Raw genomic sequence first — 25,815 nt, 5'->3', positions numbered from 1 at the left:
ATGGAAGAACGAAACAAGAGAGTATTGGTAGGTATGAGCGGTGGCATAGACAGCACCGCTACTTGCTTGATGCTGCAAGAACAAGGATATGAGATTGTAGGAGTTACCATGCGTGTGTGGGGAGATGAACCGCAGGACGCCAGGGAGTTAGCAGAACGGATGGGGATTGAACATTATGTGGCAGATGAGCGTATTCCTTTTAAAGAGACCATCGTAAAAAACTTCATAGATGAATATAAGCAGGGGCGTACACCGAATCCGTGTGTGATGTGCAATCCGTTGTTTAAGTTCCGTGTTTTGACGGAGTGGGCGGATAAGTTGAATTGTGCATGGGTAGCTACCGGACATTATTCGCGATTGGAAGAGAAAAACGGAAACGTTTATATAGTAGCCGGAGACGATGATAAGAAAGACCAGTCGTATTTTCTCTGGAGATTGGGGCAGGATGTGCTGAAACGTTGCATTTTCCCGTTGGGAGATTATACGAAAGTAAAGGTTCGTGAGTATCTTGCGGAGAAAGGGTATGAAGCAAAGTCGAAAGAAGGAGAAAGTATGGAGGTTTGTTTTATTAAGGGAGATTATCGTGATTTTCTTCGTGAGCAGTGTCCCGAACTGGATAGTGAAATCGGACCGGGATGGTTTGTCAACTCTGAAGGAGTAAAACTGGGGAAACACAAAGGGGCACCTTATTATACGATTGGTCAACGAAAAGGACTGGAGATTGCTTTAGGAAAGCCTGCTTATGTGTTGAAAATCAATCCGCAGAAAAATACGGTGATGCTTGGAGATGCCGACCAATTGGAAACTGAATACATGTTGGCGGAGCAGGATAAGATTGTGGATGAACGGGAACTGTTCGGGTGTGAGAATCTGACAGTGCGGATTCGTTATCGCAGTCGTCCGATTCCCTGTCGGGTGAAAAGATTGGAAGACGGACGTTTGCTGGTACGTTTCCTCGAAATGGCTTCGGCCATTGCTCCCGGACAATCTGCTGTGTTTTATAATGGAAGACGGGTGCTGGGAGGAGCTTTCATCGCTTCCCAAAGAGGAATCGGGCTGGTGATTATAGAAAATGAAGAATTATGATTGATTAAAATAGAAAGATAACTTATGAAGAAGTTTATAGTATTGATTCTCGCTCTAAATATGTATCTGGGGGTATCTGCCCAATTTACTCCGGGAGATACCTTAAAATACCGGATTAGTCTGAAAGACAAAGCGGCTACGGACTATTCCTTGCAAAAACCGGAAAAGTATTTGTCTAAGAAATCTATAGAACGGAGAAAGAAACAGGGATTGCCCATTGATTCTACCGATTTACCGGTTTGCAGGACGTATGTAGATGCCATACGAAAAACTGGTGTTCATGTACTTGTGACCGGGAAATGGGATAATTTCGTTACTGTTTCTTGTAATGACAGTACCTTAATCAGCGAAATAGCTCAACTGCCTTTTGTACGTTCTACAGAAAGAGTGTGGAAAGGTATCACGCAAAAAGCATTTCAAAGAGACTCATTGATAAATAAACCGTTGCGCACTGATAGTCTTTACGGTCCTGCAATCACGCAAGCGGCTATGAGCCGCGTCGATCTCCTGCATGATGCAGGCTTTAAGGGACAGGGAATGACCATTGCCGTGATTGATGCCGGCTTCCATAATGTGGATAAGATTGATGCCATGAAAAATATCCGTATTCTCGGTGTGCGTGACTTTGTGAATCCGGAGGCAGATATTTATGCAGAAAGCAGTCATGGAATGTCTGTATTGTCCTGTATGGCTATGAACCAGCCGCATGTGATGATTGGCACTGCTCCTGAAGCTTCTTATTGGTTGCTGCGTAGTGAAGACGAATATTCGGAAAATTTGGTAGAGCAGGATTATTGGGCGGCAGCTATCGAGTTTGCCGATAGTGTAGGAGTGGATTTAGTGAATACATCGCTTGGTTACTACTCATTTGATGATCCTACGAAGAATTATAGATACCGTGACTTGAATGGTCATTATGCATTGATGTCCCGGGAAGCAGCGAAAGCTGCCGATAAAGGAATGGTAGTTGTTTGCAGTGCCGGAAATTCGGGCGCGGGTTCGTGGAAGAAGATTACTCCTCCGGGAGATGCGGAGAATATCATAACTGTAGGAGCTGTAACAAAAAGAGGAGAACTGGCGCCGTTTTCTTCTGTAGGAAATACGGCTGACGGACGTGTGAAGCCGGACGTAGTGGCTGTCGGTTTAAATTCGGATGTGATGGGAACGGATGGAATCTTCGTCGCGCCAATGGAACCTCTTTTGCTTCTCCGATTATGTGCGGTATGGTAGCTTGCTTGTGGCAGGCTTGCCCGAAGCTGACGGCAAAGCAGATTATTGATTTGGTACGTCAGTCAGGTGATAGAGCTGATTTCCCGGATAATATATATGGATATGGTATTCCCGATTTGTGGAAGGCATATCAATCAACTCAACGTTAACTGTTCTTTTTTATGGATTCTCTTTCCCTTTTAGAACTGAATTCACTTGTCCGCCGTAGTCTGGAGCAATGCCTGCCCGATGAATATTGGATACAGGCAGAGTTGAGCGATGTCCGTTCCAATACGACGGGGCATTGTTATCTGGAATTTGTGCAGAAAGATCCTCGTAGTAATAATCTCGTAGCCAAAGCACGGGGGATGATTTGGAATAATATCTACCGCTTGCTGAAACCCTACTTTGAGGAAAGCACTGGACAACTGTTTACCTCCGGTATTAAAGTGCTGGTGAAAGTAACTGTTCAGTTTCATGAGTTATACGGTTACAGTCTGACGGTGCTTGATATTGATCCAGCTTACACGTTGGGAGATATGGCTCGCCGTCGTCGGGAAATATTATTGCAGTTGGAAGAGGAGGGAGTCTTGACGTTGAATAAAGAACTTGAAATGCCGGTTCTTCCCCAACGTGTTGCCGTCATTTCTTCGGCTACCGCAGCCGGATATGGAGATTTCTGCCATCAGTTGCAACACAATCCGGGCGGATTCTATTTTTATACAGAACTTTTTCCGGCTTTAATGCAAGGCAATCAAGTTGAAGAGTCTGTATTGGTGGCTTTAGACCGTATCAATGCCCGCATCAATGAATTTGACGTAGTGGTCATTATTCGTGGCGGTGGGGCTACTTCCGATTTATCCGGTTTTGATACTTATTTACTAGCAGCTGCATGTGCGCAATTTCCATTACCTATCATTACCGGTATTGGTCATGAACGCGATGATACAGTGCTTGACTCTGTGGCTCATACCCGGGTAAAGACTCCTACGGCTGCTGCCGAGCTTCTGATTCATCAGGTAACGGAAGTAGCAGAGCATCTGGAAGAATTATCTGTACGTCTTCAACAGGGAGCTTATATGCTTCTTGAGCAGGAACAACGAAGGTTGGAGGCGCTCCAAATCCGTATTCCCAATCTTGTTCACCGCAAACTTGAGGATGCTCGTTTTTCTTTGCTGGCAGCAAAGAAGGATTTATCACAAGTGGCGAAAGCATTGTTGGCCCGTCAGTCTCACCGGTTGGAACTTTTGCAACAGCGGATAGCAGACGCCTCTCCGGATAAACTCTTGAGCCGGGGATACAGTATTACAATCAAAGACGGGAAAGCGGTGACGGACGCATCTTCGCTGAAACCGGGAGATCGCTTGACAACCCGGTTGCTGAAAGGAGAAGTGCAATCTGTGGTGGAAAAGTAACTATCCGTCGACTGTGTATTTGTAAGAACATTCATCATTAACCATTAAATATCAATCATCGTGGCAGCAAAAAAAGAAACATATTCCCAAGCAATGGAACGTCTCGAAAAGATCGTTCGCCAGATAGATAATAACGAACTGGATATCGACATTTTGAGTGAGAAAATAAAAGAAGCCAATGAGATTATTGCCTTTTGCAAGGATAAACTGACAAAAGCCGACCGGGAAGTCGAAAAATTATTGCAAGAAAAGAGGCTATCTGAAGAATAAAAGTTATTTTTGCGTTTCAATGCAATAGAAAATAAACTAATACATAACAATATGAAAGAAATAGACTGGGCGAATCTGTCATTCGGATACATGAAGACAGATTACAATGTGAGAATCAACTTCCGTAATGGTGCATGGGGAGAATTAGAGGTTAGTAGTGACGAACACCTTAATTTGCACATGGCGGCAACCTGTTTACACTATGGTCAGGAAGCCTTTGAAGGGCTGAAAGCATTCCGTGGAAAGGATGGTAAAGTACGTATTTTCCGTTTGGAAGAAAACGCTGCCCGTCTGCAATCTACTTGCCAGGGAATTCTGATGGCAGAACTTCCGACAGAACGGTTTAAAGAAGCAATTTTGAAAGTCGTAAAACTGAATGAACGTTTTATACCTCCTTATGAAACCGGTGCTTCTCTTTACATTCGTCCGCTGTTGATCGGAACAAGTGCCCAAGTAGGTGTACATCCTGCTGAAGAGTATATGTTTGTAGTGTTCGTAACTCCGGTAGGTCCATATTTCAAAGGTGGTTTCTCTACCAATCCGTACGTTATCATTCGTGAGTTCGATCGTGCCGCTCCTCATGGAACAGGTATTTATAAAGTAGGTGGCAACTATGCAGCCAGTCTTCGTGCTAACAAGAAAGCACACGATCTGGGGTATTCCTGCGAGTTCTATCTTGATGCGAAAGAAAAGAAATATATTGATGAATGTGGTGCTGCCAATTTCTTCGGTATTAAAGATAATACTTATATCACTCCGAAATCAACTTCTATTCTGCCTTCTATTACCAATAAAAGTTTGATGCAGTTGGCAGAAGACATGGGTATCAAGGTGGAACGCCGTCCGATACCGGAAGAAGAACTGGAAACATTTGAAGAAGCAGGTGCTTGTGGTACTGCCGCAGTAATCAGCCCGATTCAGCGTATCGATGATTTGGAAAACGGAAAATCATACGTTATCTCTAAAGACGGTAAGCCGGGACCTATCTGTACAAAATTGTACAATAAGCTGCGTGGAATTCAGTATGGCGACGAGCCGGATACACATGGCTGGGTGACGATTGTAGAATAACGATATATTATGAAATAACACATTTATCAATTAATATTATTCACTATGTTAAAACTAAACTCAGAACTGCGTGCTCAGGCGCGTGAGGCACTTCAAGGAAATTGGGTGATGGCGGCTGTAGCTGCCTTGATTTATTCGGCTATTGTCAGTGCAACAAGTTATTTACCTTTGGTAGGAACATTGCTTGTAGGATTGCCGGTGGCATACGGATTCACGATTCTCATGTTTAGCGTGATAAAAGGAGCAAAAGACATTGACTTGGGAATCTTGTTTGAAGGATTCAAAGACTACAGCCGAATCATGGGAACCGTAGTTTTAGTGTTTATTTATACTTTCTTGTGGTCGTTGCTACTAATTATTCCGGGCATCATTAAACACTATTCGTATGCGATGACACCGTATATTCTGAAGGAAGAACCCGAAATGAAAAACAATGCAGCTATCGAAAAGAGCATGGTTATGATGGATGGCAATAAGATGAAGTTGTTCATGCTTGATTTGAGTTTCATCGGTTGGGCTATCCTTTGCCTCTTTACTTTCGGTATCGGATTTTTCTTCTTGCAACCTTATATGCAGGCTTCTCATGCTGCTTTCTATGAAGATTTGAAAGCACAACAAGGTGGAAATGTAGAAGTAAACGTTGAGGTGAATGTTGAGATTTAATAACACGAATCATTCAATATTATAGAAGAATGGAGCATAGAGAAATCTGTGCTCCATTTCTTTTTGTCGGTTGCGTCAAAATCAGTACCTTTGCGACCTAATCAGGATTGATATGGGAAAGAATAAATTAGAAAAGTTTGCCGATATGGCGAGTTATCCACACGTGTTCGAATATCCTTATTCGGCAGTAGATAACGTGCCTTTTGACATGAAGGGGAAATGGCATAAGGAGTTTTTTAAAAACGATCATCCGATTGTGCTCGAACTAGGCTGCGGACGTGGTGAGTACACCGTCGGCTTGGGTAAAATGTTTCCCGAAAAGAACTTTATAGCAGTTGATATAAAAGGTGCCCGTATGTGGACGGGAGCAACGGAATCATTACAGGCCGGAATGAAGAATGTCGCTTTCCTGCGTACCAATATTGAAATCATTGAACGTTTTTTTTGCCGAAGGCGAAGTAAGTGAAATATGGCTTACCTTCTCTGATCCGCAAATGAAGAAAGCAACCAAGCGATTGACTTCCACCTATTTTATGGAACGGTACCGTAAATTCTTGCAGCCGAATGGCATTATCCACCTGAAAACGGACAGCAACTTCATGTTTACCTATACAAAATACATGATTGAAGCGAACCGTCTTCCCGTTGAGTTTATGACCGAAGATTTATATCATTCCGATTTGGTAGATGATATTCTCGGTATCAAGACTTATTATGAACAACAATGGCTCGATCGTGGTTTAGCTATTAAGTATATCAAATTCCGGCTTCCGCAGGAAGGTCAATTGCAAGAACCGGATGTAGAAATAGAACTTGATCCTTATCGTAGTTACAATCGTAGCAAACGTAGCGGATTAAGTACAAGTAAATAGTTTTGTGCAGTAACAATCGCCCTTAAAGTGAACTGACACTTAATCGAATGGTGATTTTAAATTGTAAATAGTAAATCGTCAAATAGTAAATAAAATGACTCTCTATCCTAAATTGATATTAGATGCATTGGCAACGGTGCGTTATCCCGGTACGGGAAAGAATCTGGTGGAAGCGGAGATGGTTGCCGATAATCTCCGTATTGATGGCATGACTGTCAGCTTCTCATTGATCTTTGAGAAACCGACTGATCCGTTTATGAAATCAATGTTGAAGGCTGCGGAAACAGCTATTCATACGTATGTTTCTCCTGATGTGCAGGTAACGATCACAGCGGAAAGTAAACAAGCTGCCCGCCCGGAAGTTGGCAAGCTCCTTCCGCAGGTGAAGAATATAGTCGGCATATCTTCCGGTAAAGGTGGAGTAGGCAAGTCTACGGTGTCTGCGAATCTGGCTGTTGCTTTGGCTAAATTAGGTTATAAAGTAGGTTTGCTTGATGCTGATATTTTTGGTCCTTCTATGCCGAAGATGTTTCAGGTGGAAGATGCACGCCCTTATGCTGAACGTATCGACGGTCGTGACATGATTATTCCGGTAGAAAAATATGGAGTGAAATTATTATCTATCGGTTTCTTTGTCGATCCGGATCAGGCAACTTTGTGGCGTGGTGGAATGGCTAGTAATGCGTTGAAACAGTTGATTGCTGATGCAGCTTGGGGAGAGTTGGATTATTTTCTGATAGACCTTCCTCCCGGAACCAGTGATATTCATTTGACAGTTGTTCAAACGCTGGCCATGACAGGGGCGATTGTTGTCAGCACTCCGCAGGCAGTGGCTTTGGCAGATGCCCGTAAGGGAATCAATATGTTTACCAATGATAAGGTAAATGTACCTATCCTTGGTTTGGTTGAAAATATGGCTTGGTTTACTCCTGCCGAACTTCCCGAAAATAAATACTATATCTTCGGAAAAGAAGGCGCAAAGAAACTGGCTGAAGAGATGAATGTTCCTTTGTTGGGACAGATACCTATCGTACAAAGCATTTGCGAAGGGGGAGATAATGGTACACCTGTTGCGTTGGATGAAGATTCCGTAACCGGACGTGCTTTCTTATCCCTGGCTGCCAGTGTCGTTCGCCAAGTAGATCGACGGAATGTAGAGATGGCGCCGACTCAAATCGTGGAAATGCATAAATAAGTGGAATCTGGAGTTGGATAGCTTTGCAGTAAGTTATCCATAGGATATAAAACGAGCCTCTGTAGTCTTTTCAAAGACTATGGAGGCTCGTTTATTTATTGATTTTTAGGATTACGTATTCTTGCAAAATAATCTTATATTATAATCCGCGTAATCCGTGCCTAAATATATTATATAAACTAATTATGATGACATACTTATATAGCAATTGTTGTTGGCGGATTTTCCTCTACAAGATAGTGACGCTATCCGATAGAAATAGTGACGGTATCATTATCATATACCGTCACTATCCTAAGCATATACCGTCACTATCTTTTTAACGTTCGAATTACTTATTCAAAGCTTTCATAAGCTCTTTTTTCATGGTGTCTACTCCGGGAAATCCAGTTTGTTTGAAGGTGATATTACCCTCCGGATCAACAACAAAATAAGTGGGAACTCCCCGGATATTGAAGCTGGACATCAGAAAACTCCATTGTTCATTTGTCACACGGAAATGCTCACCATGAATGTCGGTAATCATATTTTCCCAAGTGCCTTTGGGTGAAGTTTCGCCTGTGATGTAGAGGTAGATAATATCCTTGTCTTTTAATTCCTCTTTCATTGGAGTAATGGCTTTATTGGCTGTGCGACAAGGGCCACACCAAGTTGCCCAAAAATCGACTAACAACGTGTGTCCACGGAATTTAGAGATAATGGATGGGAATAAGTCCTCATTGGAGACTTGTCCCGTCTCGTTTACAGTGAAGCCTGTCTTTCTTTTGTTTAATTCTATTTTCTTTATTATTTCTTTGTTCGTTTGGGTAAGCATCTCTGCGTATGCCGGGGAAGAAAAAGTTTTTAGTTCGGCATTCTGCTCTGTTGTTAACGGGGTAAAATCCTTTATGGATTGATACAGCTTATTAAATTTAATGTTATCGAATAAGGGTCCCTGTCCCGTTCCCAGTGTCTCTTTAAGTACATCTAAAGAATTTGGCAGAAAACTTATCAAGTATATTGTTGATGCGTAATATTTACCGTATAGCGCTTTCAGAGTGTTGATAGAAGTGAACTCTTTCAATATGTCATAGTATCCTGTAGGAATATCAATGCGGGTATTGTAGAAATAGTCGTCGGTCTGTTCTTTATTCAGTTTATTAACAGTGATATATGCTGATTTTAGTTCTCTCTCCGTCATGGCGATTTTACCAGTCGCTGCCAGATCTACCTGAATATTTAATAGCTCTTTACACGCATTGCTGTATGGGGATTGTGCAATTTCTTTTCGAATGGATGGAAGACGCTCCAATACATAAGCCTTGTATTCATCTGCGCTTTTCCCGGCAATGTCGTTGTACATATCCATGTAATAAACGCTTTTCAATACAATATCTATATCTACGGAAGCTAATTCTTGTTGCAGACTAGCCAGATAACCATTAAAGTATACAGGTTCTCCATACGTTTTATCCTTTTTTTGCAGATGCGCCTGTCTACGGCATAGTTCCTTTGTATTGATGATGAGCGATGTCTCTTCGTTGGGAGCTATCAGACACTCGATCCAGCCAAAAGGAAGTTCTAATGCTACACTTGTAACGGACGCTACTTTGACCTCCGCCTGAAAAGTGCCGTCTTCTTTGATCTTTATGATATTCTGTTCGTTGTGGACATTCAATGCAGGACTTTCTATATGCATCTTCATTTGTTGCATCATCTCTTTTTGATAGTCCAGTATTTTCCCTTTGAGTGTAGCAGTCCCATAAACCAACTTTGGAGTAGGCAATATCGCTTTCTTGTTTATTTTGTGTACGACTGCTTCTTTGGGAAGTTTTTGTTTATAGAATGTCTCTTTGTCTAATTGTATTCCCCATATCTTATAGGCCCCGTCGAAGTCCCCTTCCGAGAAATCCAGACTGGTTACATTTTCAGGTATTGGGGGAAATAAGAGTTGAAACTCCGCTTCTCCTGATTCCGGCATCCAGAATTCCTTATCCAATGTGATTCCAACTCCCTTTCGGATAGGATAAAGCATTCCGTTATTATCTTTCAGAAAACTGCCCGTTGCTATTTTAATCCAGTATTTCGGACGATAAAAAGCCTTTATATACACTGTTGTCACGGTATCACTCATGACAATTTTATCAATCTCAATACTATTGGAGCTCCATGCTAGAAAAGGAGGCCGCTCGATAACTCTGTCTTTGGCTTGTATGGTGCAGATTGTGCAGAATATTAAACCGATAATCCATGCGAATCTTTTCATGTGAATAATGTTTTATTACACGAACAAATATAAGGATCTTTTTATAACTATCCTTGCGAAAAGCTGAAAAAGAAATGACTTTTTTCAGCACCGGGGAAAGATACGTCCGGCACCGGGAGGAGAGAGTTCCCCACCGATGAACGCCCCGTTCCTCACCGATGAGGAAAGGGAGCGGTATCGGGGAAGTTATTTATTGTAACCGGAACGTGATAGGGAGGGTATACTTAACAGGGACAGCCTGTCCTTTTTGCATTCCCGGTTCCCATTTAGGCATGTTTCCCACTACACGGATGGCTTCTGCATCCAGTGACGGAGATACGCTGCGTAATACTTTTACGTTTGACAAACTACCGTCTGTTCCGATAATCATTTGTATGATTACCCTGCCTTGTTCTTTGTTTTTTTGAGCAATGACAGGATATTTGATACTTCTAGCAAGATAACGCATCAACCCGGCTTGTCCCTCCGGGAATTTGGGCATTGTTTCTACTACAGTGAAAGCCTGATCTGCGTTTTCTCCTTTCACACCTACTGCACCGGGAGTTGAATCTTCCTGTGGACCGTATCCCACTACAACTACTTCGTCCAGATCAGACTGTTTGATCTCTTCCGCCTTGGGTAGTTCTGGATCGGATAGTCTGAAAGCAACGGGAACTGTAAATCTTACATTTACTGCTTCTCCTCTTTGTTTGCCAGGTTGCCATTTAGGCATGGCAGCAATGACACGCATGGCTTCTTTGTCGAGATACGGATTGACACTTCGTTCTACTTTTGTGTCAGCTATACTTCCGTCCTTTTTAATAGTAAAGCTTACAATTACACGTCCTTGTGCACCGATTGCATGTGCTTCAGCCGGATATTTGACATTTTTAGACAAGTAATCCATCAATGCCTTCATCCCTCCCGGAAAATCCGGCATTTCTTCTACAACCTGAAAGACAACTGAATCCGGTACACTCTTGATTTGTGTTTCCGTTACTTCCTTTCCTTTTGTACCTTGCGGAAGGCTGATTTCTTGAATTTCTCTTGTAGAAAGTTCGGGAATATTTGTGGTTTCAGCTTGCATGGCAACTTCTTCCGTTACTTGTCCCATCATTTCTTTTGCAAATTTTTCAGTAGTACGTGCTACCATTTCGATGTTACTGACAATCATCAAGATGGCGGCCAAGGGAAGAAACATCAGATATTTTGTTCTTCCTATTTCTTTCGTTCTTCGTTTATTCATCATTTTAATACGATTTTTGAGTGGTAAAACATTGAAACTATTTGATAAATTTGCTGCAGCCTTGTGATGTGCCAGTCCCAATAAGTGGTACTGGTATGATTTACTATCATGTCCCGTTTCTAATACACGATGGTCTGCCATGTATTCGAGGTTTCCTCTGACCTCCCGTTTCATTAACCAGATAAATGGGTTGAACCAGCAGAATATACACATTATTTCGCTGAAAAGCACATCCACCGAGTGGTATTGTCGGGCATGGGTCTCTTCATGCGTAATGATTTCACTGATTTCAGATTCCGTATGTGATTGCGGGTGTATGAATATCCAGTGGAAGAAAGAAAAAGGACCTGTTTCTTTTTTTAATAGATGTACGCGTACTCCTTGTATATTGCTTTTTGAGCATTGGAAATGCAATCGGATGATGCTACCCAGTTGTACGAAGAAACGTGCGGTAAGTAATAACATTCCGCTCCAATAAATAATTTTAGCGAACTGCGTGATAACCTCTTGCCAATTTATGACAGTCGCTTGTGTAGGAGTCACAACTTGCTCCGGAAGCAGGATGGTTGCATAAAGATCTGCCATTGCCACCATTGGTTCGTGAGCTTTTATCCATCCCTGAATATTCAGTAAAGGATAAAGCATGGAGATGGCAAAGAAACATAGCAAAGCCATCCTACGCCAATGGAAGAAGGTGTCTTTATGGAAAAACAACCGATAGAATGCATAGAACAGAGCTATCGCTACATTTATCTTTAGAAAATAAGCTAGTTCCGGAGTCATGGTGATGAATGTTTTCTATTAATTTTCTTTTCCTTTTTCAATGAGTTCGATAATATCTTTGAGATCATCGGTCGAAATTTTCTGGTCTTTGGCAAAGAAAGAAACCATTTCTTTGTAAGAGTTCTCAAAGTAGTTACGAACTACGCCACTCATAAAATGGCGTTTATATTCATTTTCGCGAATGGCAGGAGTATATTGGTAGGTATTACCCACACGTTTCGGTGTGACATATCCTTTCCGCTCGAGGTTCTTTACGATAGATGCTACTGTGGTATAAGGAGGTGCCGGTTGCGTATACTTTGCAACAATGTCTTTTACGAAACAGCATTGTAACTCCCAAATGTAGATCATTACTTCTTCTTCTTGTATAGTTAACTTTTCCATGGAGATGTTGTTTAATTACGAATACTTCGCAAATCTACGAATATTTCGTAAATGAGCAATAGCTAGTCGGTTAATAATTGTAAATGTATAAATCTTGCAAGAATATTTTAATTGCATTGTTATTCGGAAATTATTTAAGCATAAAAAAAGACCGGATGAACATTATTTTTTTCTATATAGTCACTCTTTAATAACCTTTATGCAAAAAATAGACTATCAAGGATTTTTTTATATAAAATAAATGAAATATATTTGCGGCTACAAAACATACGTTAAATACGGAAGGGTGTGTTTCAATACTTTAACCGGTTGCGAATAATTCCCCACACTTCAAACAGAACTATTAACTAACAATGCCAACCAAAGGGAAGAGGAAGGCAAACTAAAAAATGAATGATATGAAAAAAGGTTTGATTTTTGTGCTATTTGCACTTGTTTCTATCGTTTCTTATTCTCAGATTTCTTGGAATGCCAAAGTTGGTATGAACATGAGTAACTTTACTGGGGATATGGATACTGACATGAGGATTGGATTCAATGTAGGCGTTGGCATGGAATATCAGTTCTCTGATATGTGGTCTATTCAACCTTCGTTGATGTTCACTCAAAAAGGTGCTAAACAGGATGAAGTGAAAATGAATCCAATGTATTTGGAGATTCCGGTATTGGCTGCTGCAAGATTTGCAATTGCTGATAACCAGAATATTGTAGTGAAAGCTGGTCCTTATTTTGCATTTGGTATTGCTGGTAAGTGTAAAATTGGTGATGAAAAAATTGATTTCTTTGGTGACGGTGATGATCAATTTGGAGCAAAAAGATTTGATGCAGGTCTCGGTGTAGGCGTTGCTTATGAAATTAATAAATTCTTTATTGACTTATCAGGAGAATTTGGTTTGGCTAAATTGGCTGATGGTGACGGTGCACCGAAGAACATGAACTTCTCTATCGGTGTAGGTTACAAGTTCTAAACTTATTATACTCTCTTTATAATATCTCTAAAATCCCTCGTTCTATACTCTCTTGGAACGGGGGATTTTCATGTTCTTATTTGAAAAAAACGGCATATCCCATTGAAAGGATACACCGTTAATTCTCTCTCTTGTAATTCTTACTCATTAATCACTTATCTGCTTGGATAAGTTTTCTTTCTCTTTTAATTCTTTGTATCGCTCTATTGCATGTTTGCGGCTCATTAGTATTTGCCAGCGGTATACCCAACAAGTGGTAAGGAAATAAATGCCGGCTTGCAACCATAAAGCTTTATATTCAAAAGCTACTTCACTAAGAGTAGCTCCCATATTATTGATTTTTACAAAGCCGTTAATTCCAAAGGTAGAGGGGAAGATGTAAGATACATACTTCCAAAACGGGGGAATAGCTGCTCCCGGCCAAGAGATTCCGGAAATAAATAACAAGGGGACTGACGTGAATACAAAAATCAGCATACACGTCTCCCGGTTGCGGATAGCAATGGAAGCTGTCATGGCAAAGAAGATACAAGCCGCAAGGTAGGGGACAACAAATAATACTAATGAACTGGGTTGTCCGATCTGGTTGAGGCTGAACAATCTTGGAACCACATAAAGTACATAGAAAGCTACTAATATATAAACCAAGAAATAACTCAAGCCTTTTCCTAATACAATTCGCAGCGTTCCGTTGTAATGGCGGTTAATAGGCACGAGATCCTTAAACCTGTTATTTTCACGAGCTGTTCCTGCAGCGAGACCGATACCGAGTAATAATGTTTGTTGGATAATCAATACCAATACTGCAGGAATTAGGAAAGCGGCGAATCCGGCAGTCGGGTTGAAGATAGAGATCTCTTCATATTCGATCGGATAAGCGGTGATTTCATCCTGCCGGTCGGTTGTATTTCCACTGCGTGCAATCTTGATGTCCTTATTCATATTCAGAGAAACCGCTGTGTTGGCAAGAAGCATCGATTTATAATACAACAATCCGCTCATGTCGCAATAGATGCTCACTTGTGTCTGTTTTCCTTTGGCAATATTGTCACTAAAATCCGAAGGGATATAAATGATGCCGTATGCACGCCGGTTTTTCAGCATTTGTTTAGCTTCTTCCATATCGGCACAGTAGGAGACGATTTGAATATCGGGCGTAGCATCTACCTTGCGGAGATATTCGCGGCTAAGAGATGAATGTGAATCATCTACAACAACAGCAGGAACTTCACGCACTACTTCGTTATCATAGATGAAACTATATAGCAACGGATAACCTAACGGGACGAGTATAAAGAATATCAGTACCCCCTGGTCGCGGAAAGTTGTCTGAAACTCCCGTTTCCAGATATAAAACAGGTCATTGATGCCTTGAGCTATCTTATCTTTTAATTTTATATCTTTCATTTAGGGTATATATTTATAGTAAACCAATGCTTCCTTCAGGCGGTGAACCACGAAGAAGGGGAGCATCATAAATATTAATAGTGCCATATAGTTGGTCCATGAGTAAGCCATACTATATCCGTTGAGCGCCTGATCCACGTAAATAAGGAAATAGTGCCGCAAAGGAAATAGATTGCTCAAAGCCTGTAAAACAGGATGCATAGCCATGACCGGGAATGAAAAACCGGAAATGGAGAACGATATGACTCCCCACAGGGAAGCAAAACTTAATCCGAGTCGTAGAGTCGGCAGGGTTCCTATCATGACAATACCACAACATTGGGATGCCAGTACAAGACAAAGCGTGGCAAATATCATCGGAAATATACCGCTGTTGCAAGGAAAATGCAGGAATCCATACAGGTATACATTATAGAATATACCCATAATGAAAAAGACTACAGTGTGGGGAAGCAACTTCCCGGCCAATGCAATATAAATGGAGTTGTTACTCATTCGTAACCATTCGCGAGCCGTACGATCTTTGATTTCTACACCGATTGAATAGACAGTTACCATAAATATTAATAGCATGAGTACTCCCGGTATCAGTGTATTGCATAAGTATACCGAATAGTTTAGCCACGGATTATTCAGTGGGTGTGTATCGATAACAATCGGTTGCAGATATGCCATAGCCTGATCCTCTGTTGCACCTTTGGCATATAACATGGTCCTTGCAGCGGCTCCTGAAGTGAGTTCTCCCATCATTTTCATGTCTCTGAACAATAGAGAACCTGCGATCAGATAGGAGTAATTGGTGTAGAAGGAGATTGTCGGTTGTCGTTGGCTCTGTGCCTCTGCCGATAAACCTTTGGGAAGGTAAAAGAATCCATAGATTTTTCCTTCTTGCATGGCAATGCGTGCATCTGTCACATTACTGTAATGAGCTACAACCCCTGTCTGTGAAAAAGCATCCAGGTTGCGGACAATATTACGGGAAGTAGACGAATCATCCATATCTACTACTCCCGCAGGAAGATCCTTGGGAAGTCCCGAATCCATTAAGGTGGTGAAGAATATATAGCAAAACAGTGGGGCAATGACCATACAGAAGAGGTAGAGCGGGCGTGAAATCAACCGCCGGCACTCTCTTTGCATGACCTGCCACAGGGCTATATATTTCTTTTTTCTCTCTCTCATGATTACTTGTCAATGATGACAGACATACCCGGACGGAGGTTTTCCACTTTCTCTATCGGAGAAGCTTTCACTTCGAATGTTTTCAGGTCGAACTGTCCGGTTGTTTTGGTTGCTTTCCAAGCGGCATAAGTCCCTAAGTCTTTCAGATAATATACTTTGAGTTTGATCTTTTTATTATCCAGAGCAGGAATGACTGCTTCGAATTCCGAACCCATCGTCAGGTTCTTGAGCAGATCCTCGCGTACGTTGAATGTTACCCACATATCGTTGAGTTCGGCGATATTCATGATGGGGGCACCAGTACCTACCAATTCGCCTACCTTCGGGAAAATCTCTGAAACTTCTCCGGCAGCCGGAGCTATGAGATAAGTCTCCTTTATGTACGATTCTACTTCGGCAACAGCACCTTTAGCCCGGTTTACCAAAGCTTCCGCGGCCATCTTGTCTTCACGTTCCGCTCCGTTCTTTGCCATGGTATATTGTGCTTTGGCTGCTTTCTCCGTAGCAATACTTGCATCCCGTTGCGCAGTGACTTCATCCAATTTCTGTGCAGGCATTACTCCCTGCTCATAGAGGTTCTTTACACGTTGATATGATTTTTCGGCAATGGTGACGCCTGCTTGGGCTTTTTGCCACATTTCGTATGCCGCCTGGATTTGTTCCTCACGCGCGCCTTTGATTGCTTTTGCGTTTTGTGCTTGTGCGGCAGCTTCGGCAGCACGTGCCTGTTCCATTTTTGCCACCACGTCAGGGGCTTCCAAAATGGCCAGCGTATCTCCGGCATTGACACTTTGTCCTTCTTTCACGCGAAATTCCAATATACGTCCCGGAACTTTGCTCGAAACGCGATACTCGGTAACTTCAGCCTGTCCCTGTATGATTTCAGGACCTTTGCGAAGCATGAAGAAGCCAACGACTGCAACGATTGCAATAACTCCCAGTAGAGTAAGGAATGCAAGCAGCATATTGCTGTTTTGTGATTTTATAGGTGCCATATGATTTATGAATTATGATTTATGTTTTATGGATTGTGAGTTGGTTAGGGATTGGGTTGTTTCTGATTGGGTTCTTTACTTTATTTTTCTGCTTTTTATTTATTTCAGTGTTCCCAGAGATTTCTTCAGATAGATTTCTGTTAACTTCATATCTATTTGTGCGTCAATCTTTTCTGAATGAGCGGACAGCCATGCCGTTTGTGCTTCAAGAACATTACTGGTGGCAATCACTCCCTCTTTAAAACCAAGCGTTGCATAGCGCAGATTCTCTTCCGCTTTTTCCATGTTTTTGGAAGACATAACCAGTTTCTTACCTGCTTCCTTTACCTTGAAAGCGGCTTGATTGACTTGCAACTCTATTTTTTCGCGTGCGTCCTGAAGCTGGTATTGTGCAATGCGGGCTTCGGCTTTTGCCGCTCTCGTTTTATAAATACCTTCTCCCCAGTGCCATATAGGTATCTGTACCATCACTCCTACATTCCACATGCCTTTGAATTTGTTTTCAAAGCTATTGAAGACAGAAGGATTGGTTACCATATAATTCCCCATCAATGCGATAGAAGGAAGATGTTCGGCACGGGTTACGTTTACTTTCTGTTTATAAATCTGTGTAGCTAATTCGAGACTACGTATTTCCGGACGATTCTCATAGGCGGTAGATAAATCGAAATGAGGGTCTGTTGTCAGTAATGGAATATCTTCCATATTTTCATCTGCCAGCGTGATGGGAGAGCTAAGATCAATGCCACATAGTTGACACAGCAACATTCGGGCAAGGCTTAATCCGTCTTCCACTTTAGTGAGTGTCATTTCTGCTTCATTCACCTTGACGCGTACAGACAGACCATCCGCTTTGGTGGCTACTCCTTCATTAATCATTTTCTCTACATCGCTGTCCAGCTGTTGCAGAAGCTTTAGATAACCTTCCGCCAGCTTCTTTTTGTTAACCAGCGAAACGACTTGCCAATAAGCTTGGTCTGTACTCATAATCACTTCTTGCATACCGCCGTGATGTTGTTCTTGCGCCAACTCTTCGGCATACTTTGTTATTTTGTTGTACGCCCGGATTTTTCCACCCATATATAAAGGCTGTGTCAATGTAAGAGCACCTGCATAGACATTCCTAGTGTCTGTGCGGAGTGCATCCACTAAAGAGTTTCCCGCCTGATCGAGAGCAGGCAGCACTGCTCCTAATTTTCCGCTTAAGGAAGAAATTAGTGGTGCCAAGTCAGGATGTGCTGTTGCAATCTCGGTTGCGGCTTGTTGGATAGGACCTGCCAGATTAGTTCCTAGTCCTGAAAGCGCAGCTTTCTGGTCATTGTTTAATAATGAAAACTCTTTCTGGTTTCTCATGTAAGCTCCCGTTGCCGAGAAATTAGGCAAATAATTTGTAAATGCAGCTTTCCGTTGATAATGCGCAGCATTTATTTTCTCATTGCTTATCAACAAATCTTTGTTGTTGGCAAGAGCTAATGCGCGGCAACTATCCAGACTTAGAAAGTTCTGCGCTTTTCCTATGAAAGTGAGGCTTAGCAGAATTGTCAGAAGAAATACTTTTTTCATCGCATCTTGCATATTAATAAGGTGATACTTCTATATTTAATAACCCGGTTCTTATGTAATTTGTTTATTGAAGTAGTCTGTTTTTTTGAACTTGTTTACTTAAACAATAATTGCATAAACAACGATGCAAATGTATGAGCTTTACTTGAAAGTGCAAAATGAATTAGCTTTTTTTAAAATATAGTGGGGTAGGATTTGTAGAAAAGAAAGAAGGCTGTTCCTCGTAGTGAAGAACAGCCTTTCTTGATATATAAAGTAAGGGGATTAATTACAGAGCACCTACTTCTTTCAAAGCAGCGTTCGTTCCGTGAACAGCTTTTGCGCTAGCTGCGAACTTAGCTTTTTCGTCTTCGTTCAGGTTCAGCTCAACGATCTTTTCGATACCGTTCTTGCCAAGGATTACAGGAACGCCGATGCAAAGATCTGATTCGCCGTATTCACCTTCCAATAATACAGAACAAGGAACCATCTTCTTTTGGTCGTGAAGGATCGATTCAACTACGAATGCTCCTGCTGCCCCCGGTGCATACCATGCAGAAGTACCCAGCAATTTAGTCAGCGTAGCACCACCTACCATAGTAGCAGCAGCAACTTCTTCCAGCTTTTCTGCAGAGATGAAATTAGCTACAGGCATACCTTTGTAAGTAGCGAAACGAGTCAAAGGAATCATAGTAGTATCACCGTGACCACCGATAACCATACCTTCTACTTCGTTAGCGTTGCAACCGATAGCTTGAGACAAGAAATATTTGAAACGAGAGCTATCCAAAGCACCACCCATACCGATTACACGGTTTTTCGGCAAGCCCAAAGCTTTCAATGCCAAATAAGTCATTGTATCCATCGGGTTAGAGATAACAACGATGATAGCGTTAGGAGAATATTTCAACAGGTTTTCTGCTACCGATTTAACGATACCAGCGTTCACACCAATCAGTTCTTCACGAGTCATACCCGGTTTACGAGGAATACCTGAAGTAATCACAACAACGTCAGAGTTAGCAGTTTGAGCATAGTCGTTAGTGCAGCCTACCAATGTAGTGTCGAAACCCAGTAATTGAGCTGTCTGCATCATATCCATTGCTTTACCTTCTGAAACGCCTTCTTTAACGTCCAGCATTACTACTTCGTCTGCTACTTCATTAAAAGCAAGTACATTTGCACATGTAGCACCTACGTTACCTGCGCCTACTACGGTTACTTTTGACATAATACTATATATTTAAAAAGTTGATAATTTGTTTTATCTTTTAGCGCGACAAAATTACAACGATAATCCTGATTAAAGAAATTTTTCCGTAATAATTTTAGTTAAAGGTCAAAGTTCCCAATAATATATAGGTATATGAAAAGTTTGGGTAGGGGAAGCTGCTTTGGGGTACGGCTATAAACCGAATGTAGCCATGGTGAGAATGTACTGCTATGGAGAATTGTTCATTCAGCCATTTTTTTATAATTGCTTGCCTATTCGGATTTACTTCGTTCGTTACTATTACTTCGTTTCACTATAGTTATACGCAAGAATAACTATAGTCTCCCTTGCGTATAACTATAGTCATACGTAAGGGTAACTATAGTCAAACGAAGTAAAAATAGGCAGTGAGATTAATTATATTAGGCAGTGAAAGAAATAAAGATAGCATCTTGATGGAGAACTTTTGGCGATGCGTTACATCAATTACCTGATTCATTTTTGTATGGAAAAAGAAGATACCAGTTAAAGTGGCAGGGAACCTGGCAAGTTTTTTAAATAATGAACGAATAAAGTCCGAAAGCTTATTATCTTTGTGCCAATCTGTTAATTGAAAGTTTAATGAACTGCTGAAAATATTGAAAATATCGAAATGAAGTTTTGGGAATCAAATCATCAATCTGTTCAGGAAGGGGATATGCAATTTATTGCACTTTACAAATTCTACTATCAGGATTTGTATGCTTATGGAGTGAGCCTGGGGTTCAATGCCGAAGATGTGAAGGATGCAATTCAGGAAGTATATCTAAAGTTGTATTTTAATGAGCACCTGTGCATTGATGAGAAGAAAATAAAGTTTTATTTGTTGCGTTCGGTTAGGAATCAGCTGATTGATTGGGAGCGTACAAAGAAAGATACGTCTTCTATAGAGGAAGAGGAAAGGAGCTTTAAATTATCTGTATCAGTTGAAGAAAGCCTTATTGCTGATGAAGATGACTTATTACTGAAAAAGAGAGTGAATCGAATTCTTGATTTGCTGACAGATCATCAGCGGGAAATAGTCTATTTACATTTTATAGAAGAAATGCCTTATGAAGAGATTGCGGTAATGCTGAATATGAAAATTCAAACAGTGCGTGGACAAGTCTTTAAAGCAATGGAGAAACTAAGGAAACTGGATTCAAAAGATTATTTTCTGTTTTTTCTCATTTTATATCTGCATGGCGTTTCTACCTTCAAATGATTGAAAATGAATGTTGTATACGGAAGGCGGGGAGCGTAAAACTATACCTCTCTGCTTTTTTATTTATTTTTTTGAGGAAAAAAGGAGATGAAAGGCATACGAATCTCGTATATATAGTAAACAGGTCTTTAATTGAAATAAATAATGAAAGAATATTCATCATATACTACAGCTGATTTTTTGAACGATGATTTATTTCTTTTCTGGTATTATTCCGGAGAAGGAGATTATTATCGAAAAATCATTGCCGATTGTCCCGATCGTGAGCCGTATTTAAAAGAAGCGATGGAGAGACTGGCGGCGTTGAAGTGGGAAAAGCCGGTTTTACCCCCAAAAGAAGTGGATAATGCTTGTTTGAAACTGGAACAAGCCATTCAAAATCGGAAAATGTCTCAACGTAAACATCGATTGTATAAGATGAGATGGTGGAGCGCTTCAGTTGCGGCAGCTATTCTTATCCTGTTTGTTTCGGTAGAGGTTATTTGGAAAAGTGCTCCGGCAATTGATTATCTAGCTTTGTTGCAAGTGAATGACTCTGTGTTTATGAGTGGTAAAACGCAGCTTTTTGTTGACGATCAGTTGAAAGAAACTTTTGAAGGTAATCCGGATTTAGCTTACGATCAAATGGCGACAGATGCTGGTGAAGGGGAATTTAATAAATTAGTTGTTTCGTATGGCAAACGTGCCCGTGTCACTCTTTGCGATGGTACGAAAATATGGGCGAATGCAGGAACGGTGCTTCTATATCCAACACATTTTGAAGATAAGAAGCGTGAAATATATGTAGATGGAGAAATATATATTGACGTGACTCCTAATCCGGAGAAACCTTTTATTATTAAGACGTCGGATATGGGAGTAAAAGTGTTGGGAACTTCTTTCAATGTTTCGGCTTATCGGGAAGATGTAGAGAAAAGTGTTGTGCTGGTTACAGGTAAAGTGGAGGTAACAGCATCTAATGGAGAATCTGTACGTATTTTACCCAATGACCGGTTCAGGCAATCCACTGATAAATATGTGGTAGATAAAGTGAATGTGGAGGATTATGTGTCGTGGAAGGAGGGACGATTATCGTTTAAAAACACAGAGCTTGGCGGAATACTCAAACAACTGTCCAGATACTATAACGTAAGGATTGATTATGATAAACAACAACAAATCACTTGTAGCGGAAAACTGAATTTGGACGATACGATCGAACAGATATTGAATACTATCACAGAAACGGCTCCTGTGGTAATAAGTAAGGAAAACAATGTTTATAAAGTAACAATAAAGAAAAAATAGCCTATGATTAATATGTGAAAAACCATACTCTAATTTATCCTTTTGAGAGAAAAAGGATACCAGCCAGTTTTATTCGTAATAGAATAGCCTTAAAATATTGAAGTATAATTTTAATTCTTAAACAGATGAATGAAAAACATCAAAAAAAGAATCACACTTGCTTAAGTGTGAGAAGGCCCTTTATATGCTTTTTTCTAGCATTGGGTGTGTTTCTGCTATCCGCTTTTCCTACTGAATTGTATGCCCAGAAGAAAACAATTACTTTGGACTATAAAGAGTTGGGACTAATGGAACTTTTTAAGAAGATAGAAGAAAAGAGTGATTATGTCTTTTTCTACTATGACGTATTGATAGATAAGGATGTGAAGGTTCCTGCACGTTTCAAAAACATGACAGTAGAGCAAATTCTGGATAAAGTTTTTGCTAACATGGAGCTTACCTATAGCATTAATAAAAAACAGATAACTATTAAAAAGAAAGTATTGCAGGAAAAAACGAAGAAAGAAGGTCAAAGCTCTATTGTAAAAGGAGTGGTATTCGACCAGTCTCGTGAACCGTTGCCTGGAGTTAGTATTGTAGTGCAAGGTACTAATATCGGGACCGTCAGTGATCTTAATGGTGCTTATTCCATCCATGTGCCTTCGGATGATTCGCAGATTATTTTCTCCTATATCGGTTTTGCTCCTATGACTTATTCGGCAAAAGAAATGAATAAGCTGGCGGAAGTAATGTTGGTTGAAGATACAAAAACAATTGATGAAGTGGTTGTGGTGGGATATACGACCCGTACACGTGAGAAATTAATCAGTTCCGTCTCGACTATAAACAATCAGGAATTAGTTAAGTCCACAGTCCCCAATCTGGAGAATGCGTTGACAGGGCGTGTGTCCGGAGTCTTTTCCCGTCAGACCAGTGCCGAACCGGGTTCGGATGGTGCCGATTTGAAGATTCGCGGTTTTGGTTCTGCTTTGGTGGTAGTGGACGGTATTCCGGGAAGAAACTATAGTGACATCGATCCTTCCGAAATAGAATCCGTTTCCGTATTGAAAGATGCATCGGCTGCCGCTGTTTATGGGATGCAGGGAGCAAATGGAGTTATTCTTGTAACGACCAAAAGAGGAGGAAAAAACAAACCGACGACATTGGATATCAATACACGCTTTGGATTGCAAATGCCGCATAACTATCCACAGCCCGCATCAACCCCGCTGTGGCAGACATTAGTCGGTGAATATTATGCTAATATGAAATTGATTAATGATAAGAACGCGGTGATTACTCCCGCTGATATGGCTACACGTGACTATGCTTATAATACCAATTGGTATGAGGAAATGATAAAGAACGCTCCCATCACCCAGTCCAATATCAATATTTCGGGAGGCACAGATAAAGTCAGTTATTTTATTTCAGCCGGCTATTTATATCAGGGAGGTATTTGGTCAACAAATTCTACTGATAAGAATCGTTTCAATTTCCGTAGTAATTTGGATGCGGATATACTGAAAAACTTGAAGTTATCTGTCGGAGTGGGAGCTGTCATTAACAGTCTGAATTATCCGAGATCCGCTTCGTATGAGATAGCCCGCAAAATGAAAGATATGGCTCCGAATATTCCGGTAAAGTGGCCGGGGCATGACGACTATTATGCTTTTGGTGGGGAAGGCACGGTGAATCCGATGGCATTGGCGGATAAAGAGGCATCCGGATATTCCAAGAAAATAGCCAAGAATCTGAATGTGGATTTTTCTTTGGAGTATAAGGTTCCCTTTGTAGAGGGGCTCTCTTTGAAGGCTACGATGGGATATACGCAATCTGATTCGTGGAATAAGAACTGGAATATGAATATCGTTTATATGGGTTATCGGGAAGATGCGCAGGAATATTATGAGAGTGCTTCTGCCTCTAATGCCAATAAAGCAAGTTTGAGTTTGGAAGATGGTTTTTCCTATAATATAACCGGACAAGGTTTTATCAATTATATCCGTTCGTTCGGGAATCATAATATAAACAGCGGACTGGTCTTTGAATTTTCGGATGCGGAAAACCGTTCTACTGTTACGTCTCGTGGAGAATTTCCTTCTACTGTGTTGGATATGATGGCGGGTGGAATTGCCAATAAACAAGTGACAAATAGTGAAGTTTTCCGTAAATACAGGACGGCTTCTTTCATCGGTCGTTTCTCTTATGATTACCGTTCCAAGTATTTTGTCGATTTCAACTTCCGATATGATGGTGCCCAGTATTTTGCCGATAAGTGGGGCTTCTTTCCCTCTGCCTCTGTAGGATGGATGCTGACAAATGAAGAGTTTATGAACCCGTTGAAGAAAGTCTTGAATGAGTTTAAAATTCGTGCCTCCTGGGGAGAATTGGGTGACTTGTCGGCTGCCAGTCAATATTATGCCAATAATGAGCAATACTATTTTCAAAGCGGCTATCAATACCCGGGTACTCCGATGAATTTTGGCGACCGCATCATCTATGGATTGAACCCCACTTTGAATCCTAATCCGGATTTTACATGGGCTACATCATCAATGATAAATGCAGGTGTTGATTTTAAGTTGTGGAATGGCTTACTTAGCGGATCGGCAGATGTGTTCTATCGTCAGCGTAAGGGACTTCCGGCACAAAAGGCCAATGATAATGCAGGAGCATTAGCCACTTGGTATAACTTAGACCATGACAACACCCGTGGTTTTGAATTTTCATTAAATCATCAGCATAAAATAGGAGAAGTCAACTATTTTGTCGGAGGAAATATGTCGTGGTCCAGGACTCGGAAAGGGAACATTGAGCACGGAAGATTTACAAGCGGTTATGACGAATGGAAATGGAACACTGAAGGACATTGGAATAACGTACGTTGGGGATATAACTGTATTGGACGTTATCAGTCGTATGGAGAAATAGTTAATGCGCCCATGCATAATAATTCGAATAATAACAGTGCCATATTGCCGGGTGACTTAAAGTATGAAGACTGGAATGGCGATGGCTATATTGATGATTATGACCAACGTCCTATCGGAAGAAATGCTTATCCGGAGTTAGTATATGGTATTAACCTGGGACTTTCCTGGAAGGGAGTTGATTTCTCCATGTTCTGGCAGGGAGGAGCATTGTCGGACTTCCAGATCGGTGCTTTCGATATGGATGCTTTCCAGGAAGGAGCTACTAACTTGAACACTTGGGAATATTTCGGCGATCGTTGGCATCGTGCCGATTATACTGATCCGAATTCAGAATGGATACCCGGGTATTTTCCTGCGGTCCGGGATTTTACATCAGTAACGATCAATCGTCTAAGTTCTAATTTTTGGATGTGGAATGGAAGTTACATTCGTCTGAAAAATGTGGAATTGGGATATACTTTGCCACAACGAATTACCCAGAAGGCTAATATCAAACAGTTGAGGATTTATGCGAATCTTTATAACTGCCTGACCTTCTCCTCACAGAAATTCTTTGATCCGGAACAGCTTGAAAGTCAGTATTCGTTTGCCAGCTATCCGCAAATCATGTCATTTAATGTAGGTATAAATCTTAAATTCTAACAG

Annotated in this window: 18 protein-coding genes and 2 pseudogenes; 12 read left to right on the top strand and 8 right to left on the bottom strand. The window is 41.1% G+C overall.

Going from position 1 to position 25,815, the window contains the following annotated elements:
* The 8 genes and pseudogenes from mnmA to DXA05_RS15155 all read left to right on the top strand — a co-directional run bounded on the left by mnmA (position 1) and on the right by DXA05_RS15155 (position 7,781).
* Positions 1 to 1,086 carry a tRNA 2-thiouridine(34) synthase MnmA gene (mnmA, locus tag DXA05_RS15190; protein ID WP_120067228.1) on the top strand — a complete coding sequence of 362 codons (1,086 nt, stop codon included), beginning with the start codon at positions 1 to 3 and terminating at the stop codon, positions 1,084 to 1,086.
* A 24-nt stretch (positions 1,087 to 1,110) separates the two neighbouring features.
* A pseudogene (locus DXA05_RS15185) lies at positions 1,111 to 2,465 on the top strand (S8 family serine peptidase).
* Positions 2,466 to 2,477: 12 nt separating this feature from the next.
* Complete coding sequence (gene xseA / locus DXA05_RS15180; RefSeq protein WP_008020462.1) at positions 2,478 to 3,710, top strand: exodeoxyribonuclease VII large subunit; 1,233 nt, start codon at positions 2,478 to 2,480, stop codon at positions 3,708 to 3,710.
* 60 nt (positions 3,711 to 3,770) lie between these two features.
* Positions 3,771 to 3,980: an exodeoxyribonuclease VII small subunit gene (gene xseB / locus DXA05_RS15175; RefSeq protein ID WP_004314727.1), complete on the top strand. Its 210-nt coding sequence runs from the start codon at positions 3,771 to 3,773 to the stop codon at positions 3,978 to 3,980.
* 39 nt (positions 3,981 to 4,019) lie between these two features.
* Entirely contained in the window at positions 4,020 to 5,051 is a 1,032-nt protein-coding gene (locus DXA05_RS15170) for a branched-chain amino acid aminotransferase (protein ID WP_255344217.1), read from the top strand.
* A 45-nt stretch (positions 5,052 to 5,096) separates the two neighbouring features.
* Positions 5,097 to 5,714, top strand: a complete 618-nt coding sequence (locus DXA05_RS15165; RefSeq protein WP_004309383.1) for a DUF975 family protein — start codon at positions 5,097 to 5,099, stop codon at positions 5,712 to 5,714.
* 112 nt (positions 5,715 to 5,826) lie between these two features.
* Positions 5,827 to 6,586 (top strand): annotated as a pseudogene (gene trmB, locus DXA05_RS15160) (tRNA (guanosine(46)-N7)-methyltransferase TrmB).
* 94 nt (positions 6,587 to 6,680) lie between these two features.
* The gene (locus DXA05_RS15155; protein WP_004309381.1) at positions 6,681 to 7,781 is read left to right on the top strand and encodes an Mrp/NBP35 family ATP-binding protein; all 1,101 of its coding nucleotides are present in this window, start codon (positions 6,681 to 6,683) and stop codon (positions 7,779 to 7,781) included.
* Positions 7,782 to 8,112: 331 nt separating this feature from the next.
* On the opposite strand, the gene DXA05_RS15150 is transcribed toward DXA05_RS15155, so the two are convergent.
* From DXA05_RS15150 to DXA05_RS15140, 3 genes are all read right to left on the bottom strand, one after another.
* Complete coding sequence (locus DXA05_RS15150) at positions 8,113 to 10,026, bottom strand: redoxin family protein (RefSeq protein WP_128859340.1); 1,914 nt, start codon at positions 10,024 to 10,026, stop codon at positions 8,113 to 8,115.
* A 190-nt stretch (positions 10,027 to 10,216) separates the two neighbouring features.
* Positions 10,217 to 12,034, bottom strand: coding sequence for a M56 family metallopeptidase (locus DXA05_RS15145; protein ID WP_128859339.1), 1,818 nt, complete (start codon positions 12,032 to 12,034; stop codon positions 10,217 to 10,219).
* A gap of 18 nt (positions 12,035 to 12,052) precedes the next feature.
* Positions 12,053 to 12,418, bottom strand: coding sequence for a BlaI/MecI/CopY family transcriptional regulator (locus tag DXA05_RS15140; protein ID WP_004305524.1), 366 nt, complete (start codon positions 12,416 to 12,418; stop codon positions 12,053 to 12,055).
* Between the two features lie 398 nt (positions 12,419 to 12,816).
* Between DXA05_RS15140 and DXA05_RS15135 the strand changes: the two genes are divergently transcribed.
* The gene (locus DXA05_RS15135) at positions 12,817 to 13,386 is read left to right on the top strand and encodes a porin family protein (protein ID WP_004314733.1); all 570 of its coding nucleotides are present in this window, start codon (positions 12,817 to 12,819) and stop codon (positions 13,384 to 13,386) included.
* Between the two features lie 147 nt (positions 13,387 to 13,533).
* Here the strand turns inward: DXA05_RS15135 and DXA05_RS15130 are convergent, their stop codons facing one another.
* From DXA05_RS15130 to mdh, 5 genes are all read right to left on the bottom strand, one after another.
* Positions 13,534 to 14,793 carry an ABC transporter permease gene (locus DXA05_RS15130; protein WP_008020474.1) on the bottom strand — a complete coding sequence of 420 codons (1,260 nt, stop codon included), beginning with the start codon at positions 14,791 to 14,793 and terminating at the stop codon, positions 13,534 to 13,536.
* Complete coding sequence (locus DXA05_RS15125; protein ID WP_004307832.1) at positions 14,794 to 15,975, bottom strand: ABC transporter permease; 1,182 nt, start codon at positions 15,973 to 15,975, stop codon at positions 14,794 to 14,796.
* Positions 15,976 to 15,977: 2 nt separating this feature from the next.
* Entirely contained in the window at positions 15,978 to 16,970 is a 993-nt protein-coding gene (locus DXA05_RS15120) for an efflux RND transporter periplasmic adaptor subunit (protein ID WP_004315462.1), read from the bottom strand.
* A 99-nt stretch (positions 16,971 to 17,069) separates the two neighbouring features.
* On the bottom strand, positions 17,070 to 18,533 hold the full coding sequence (locus tag DXA05_RS15115; protein ID WP_128859338.1) for a TolC family protein: 1,464 nt from the start codon (positions 18,531 to 18,533) through the stop codon (positions 17,070 to 17,072).
* Between the two features lie 268 nt (positions 18,534 to 18,801).
* Positions 18,802 to 19,743 (bottom strand): malate dehydrogenase, encoded by a 942-nt coding sequence (mdh, locus tag DXA05_RS15110; protein ID WP_004297234.1) that lies wholly within the window; start codon positions 19,741 to 19,743, stop codon positions 18,802 to 18,804.
* Positions 19,744 to 20,377: 634 nt separating this feature from the next.
* On the opposite strand from mdh, the gene DXA05_RS15105 reads away from it, so the two are divergent.
* The 3 genes from DXA05_RS15105 (at position 20,378) to DXA05_RS15095 (ending at position 25,812) form a co-directional block, all read left to right on the top strand.
* A complete protein-coding gene (locus DXA05_RS15105) occupies positions 20,378 to 20,968 on the top strand; it encodes a sigma-70 family RNA polymerase sigma factor (protein WP_128859337.1) in 591 nt (196 codons plus the stop codon).
* A 144-nt stretch (positions 20,969 to 21,112) separates the two neighbouring features.
* Entirely contained in the window at positions 21,113 to 22,255 is a 1,143-nt protein-coding gene (locus DXA05_RS15100) for a FecR domain-containing protein (protein WP_128859336.1), read from the top strand.
* Between the two features lie 206 nt (positions 22,256 to 22,461).
* Positions 22,462 to 25,812, top strand: a complete 3,351-nt coding sequence (locus DXA05_RS15095; RefSeq protein WP_284515577.1) for a TonB-dependent receptor — start codon at positions 22,462 to 22,464, stop codon at positions 25,810 to 25,812.
* The last annotated feature ends 3 nt before the right edge of the window (positions 25,813 to 25,815 follow it).

It is taken from the genome of Bacteroides sp. AM54-2NS (assembly GCF_003602935.1).
Classification (GTDB): Bacteria; Bacteroidota; Bacteroidia; order Bacteroidales; family Bacteroidaceae; genus Bacteroides; species Bacteroides xylanisolvens.
The sequence above is the reverse complement of the archived record's forward strand: the minus strand, read 5'-3'. Positions and strand labels throughout refer to the sequence as shown.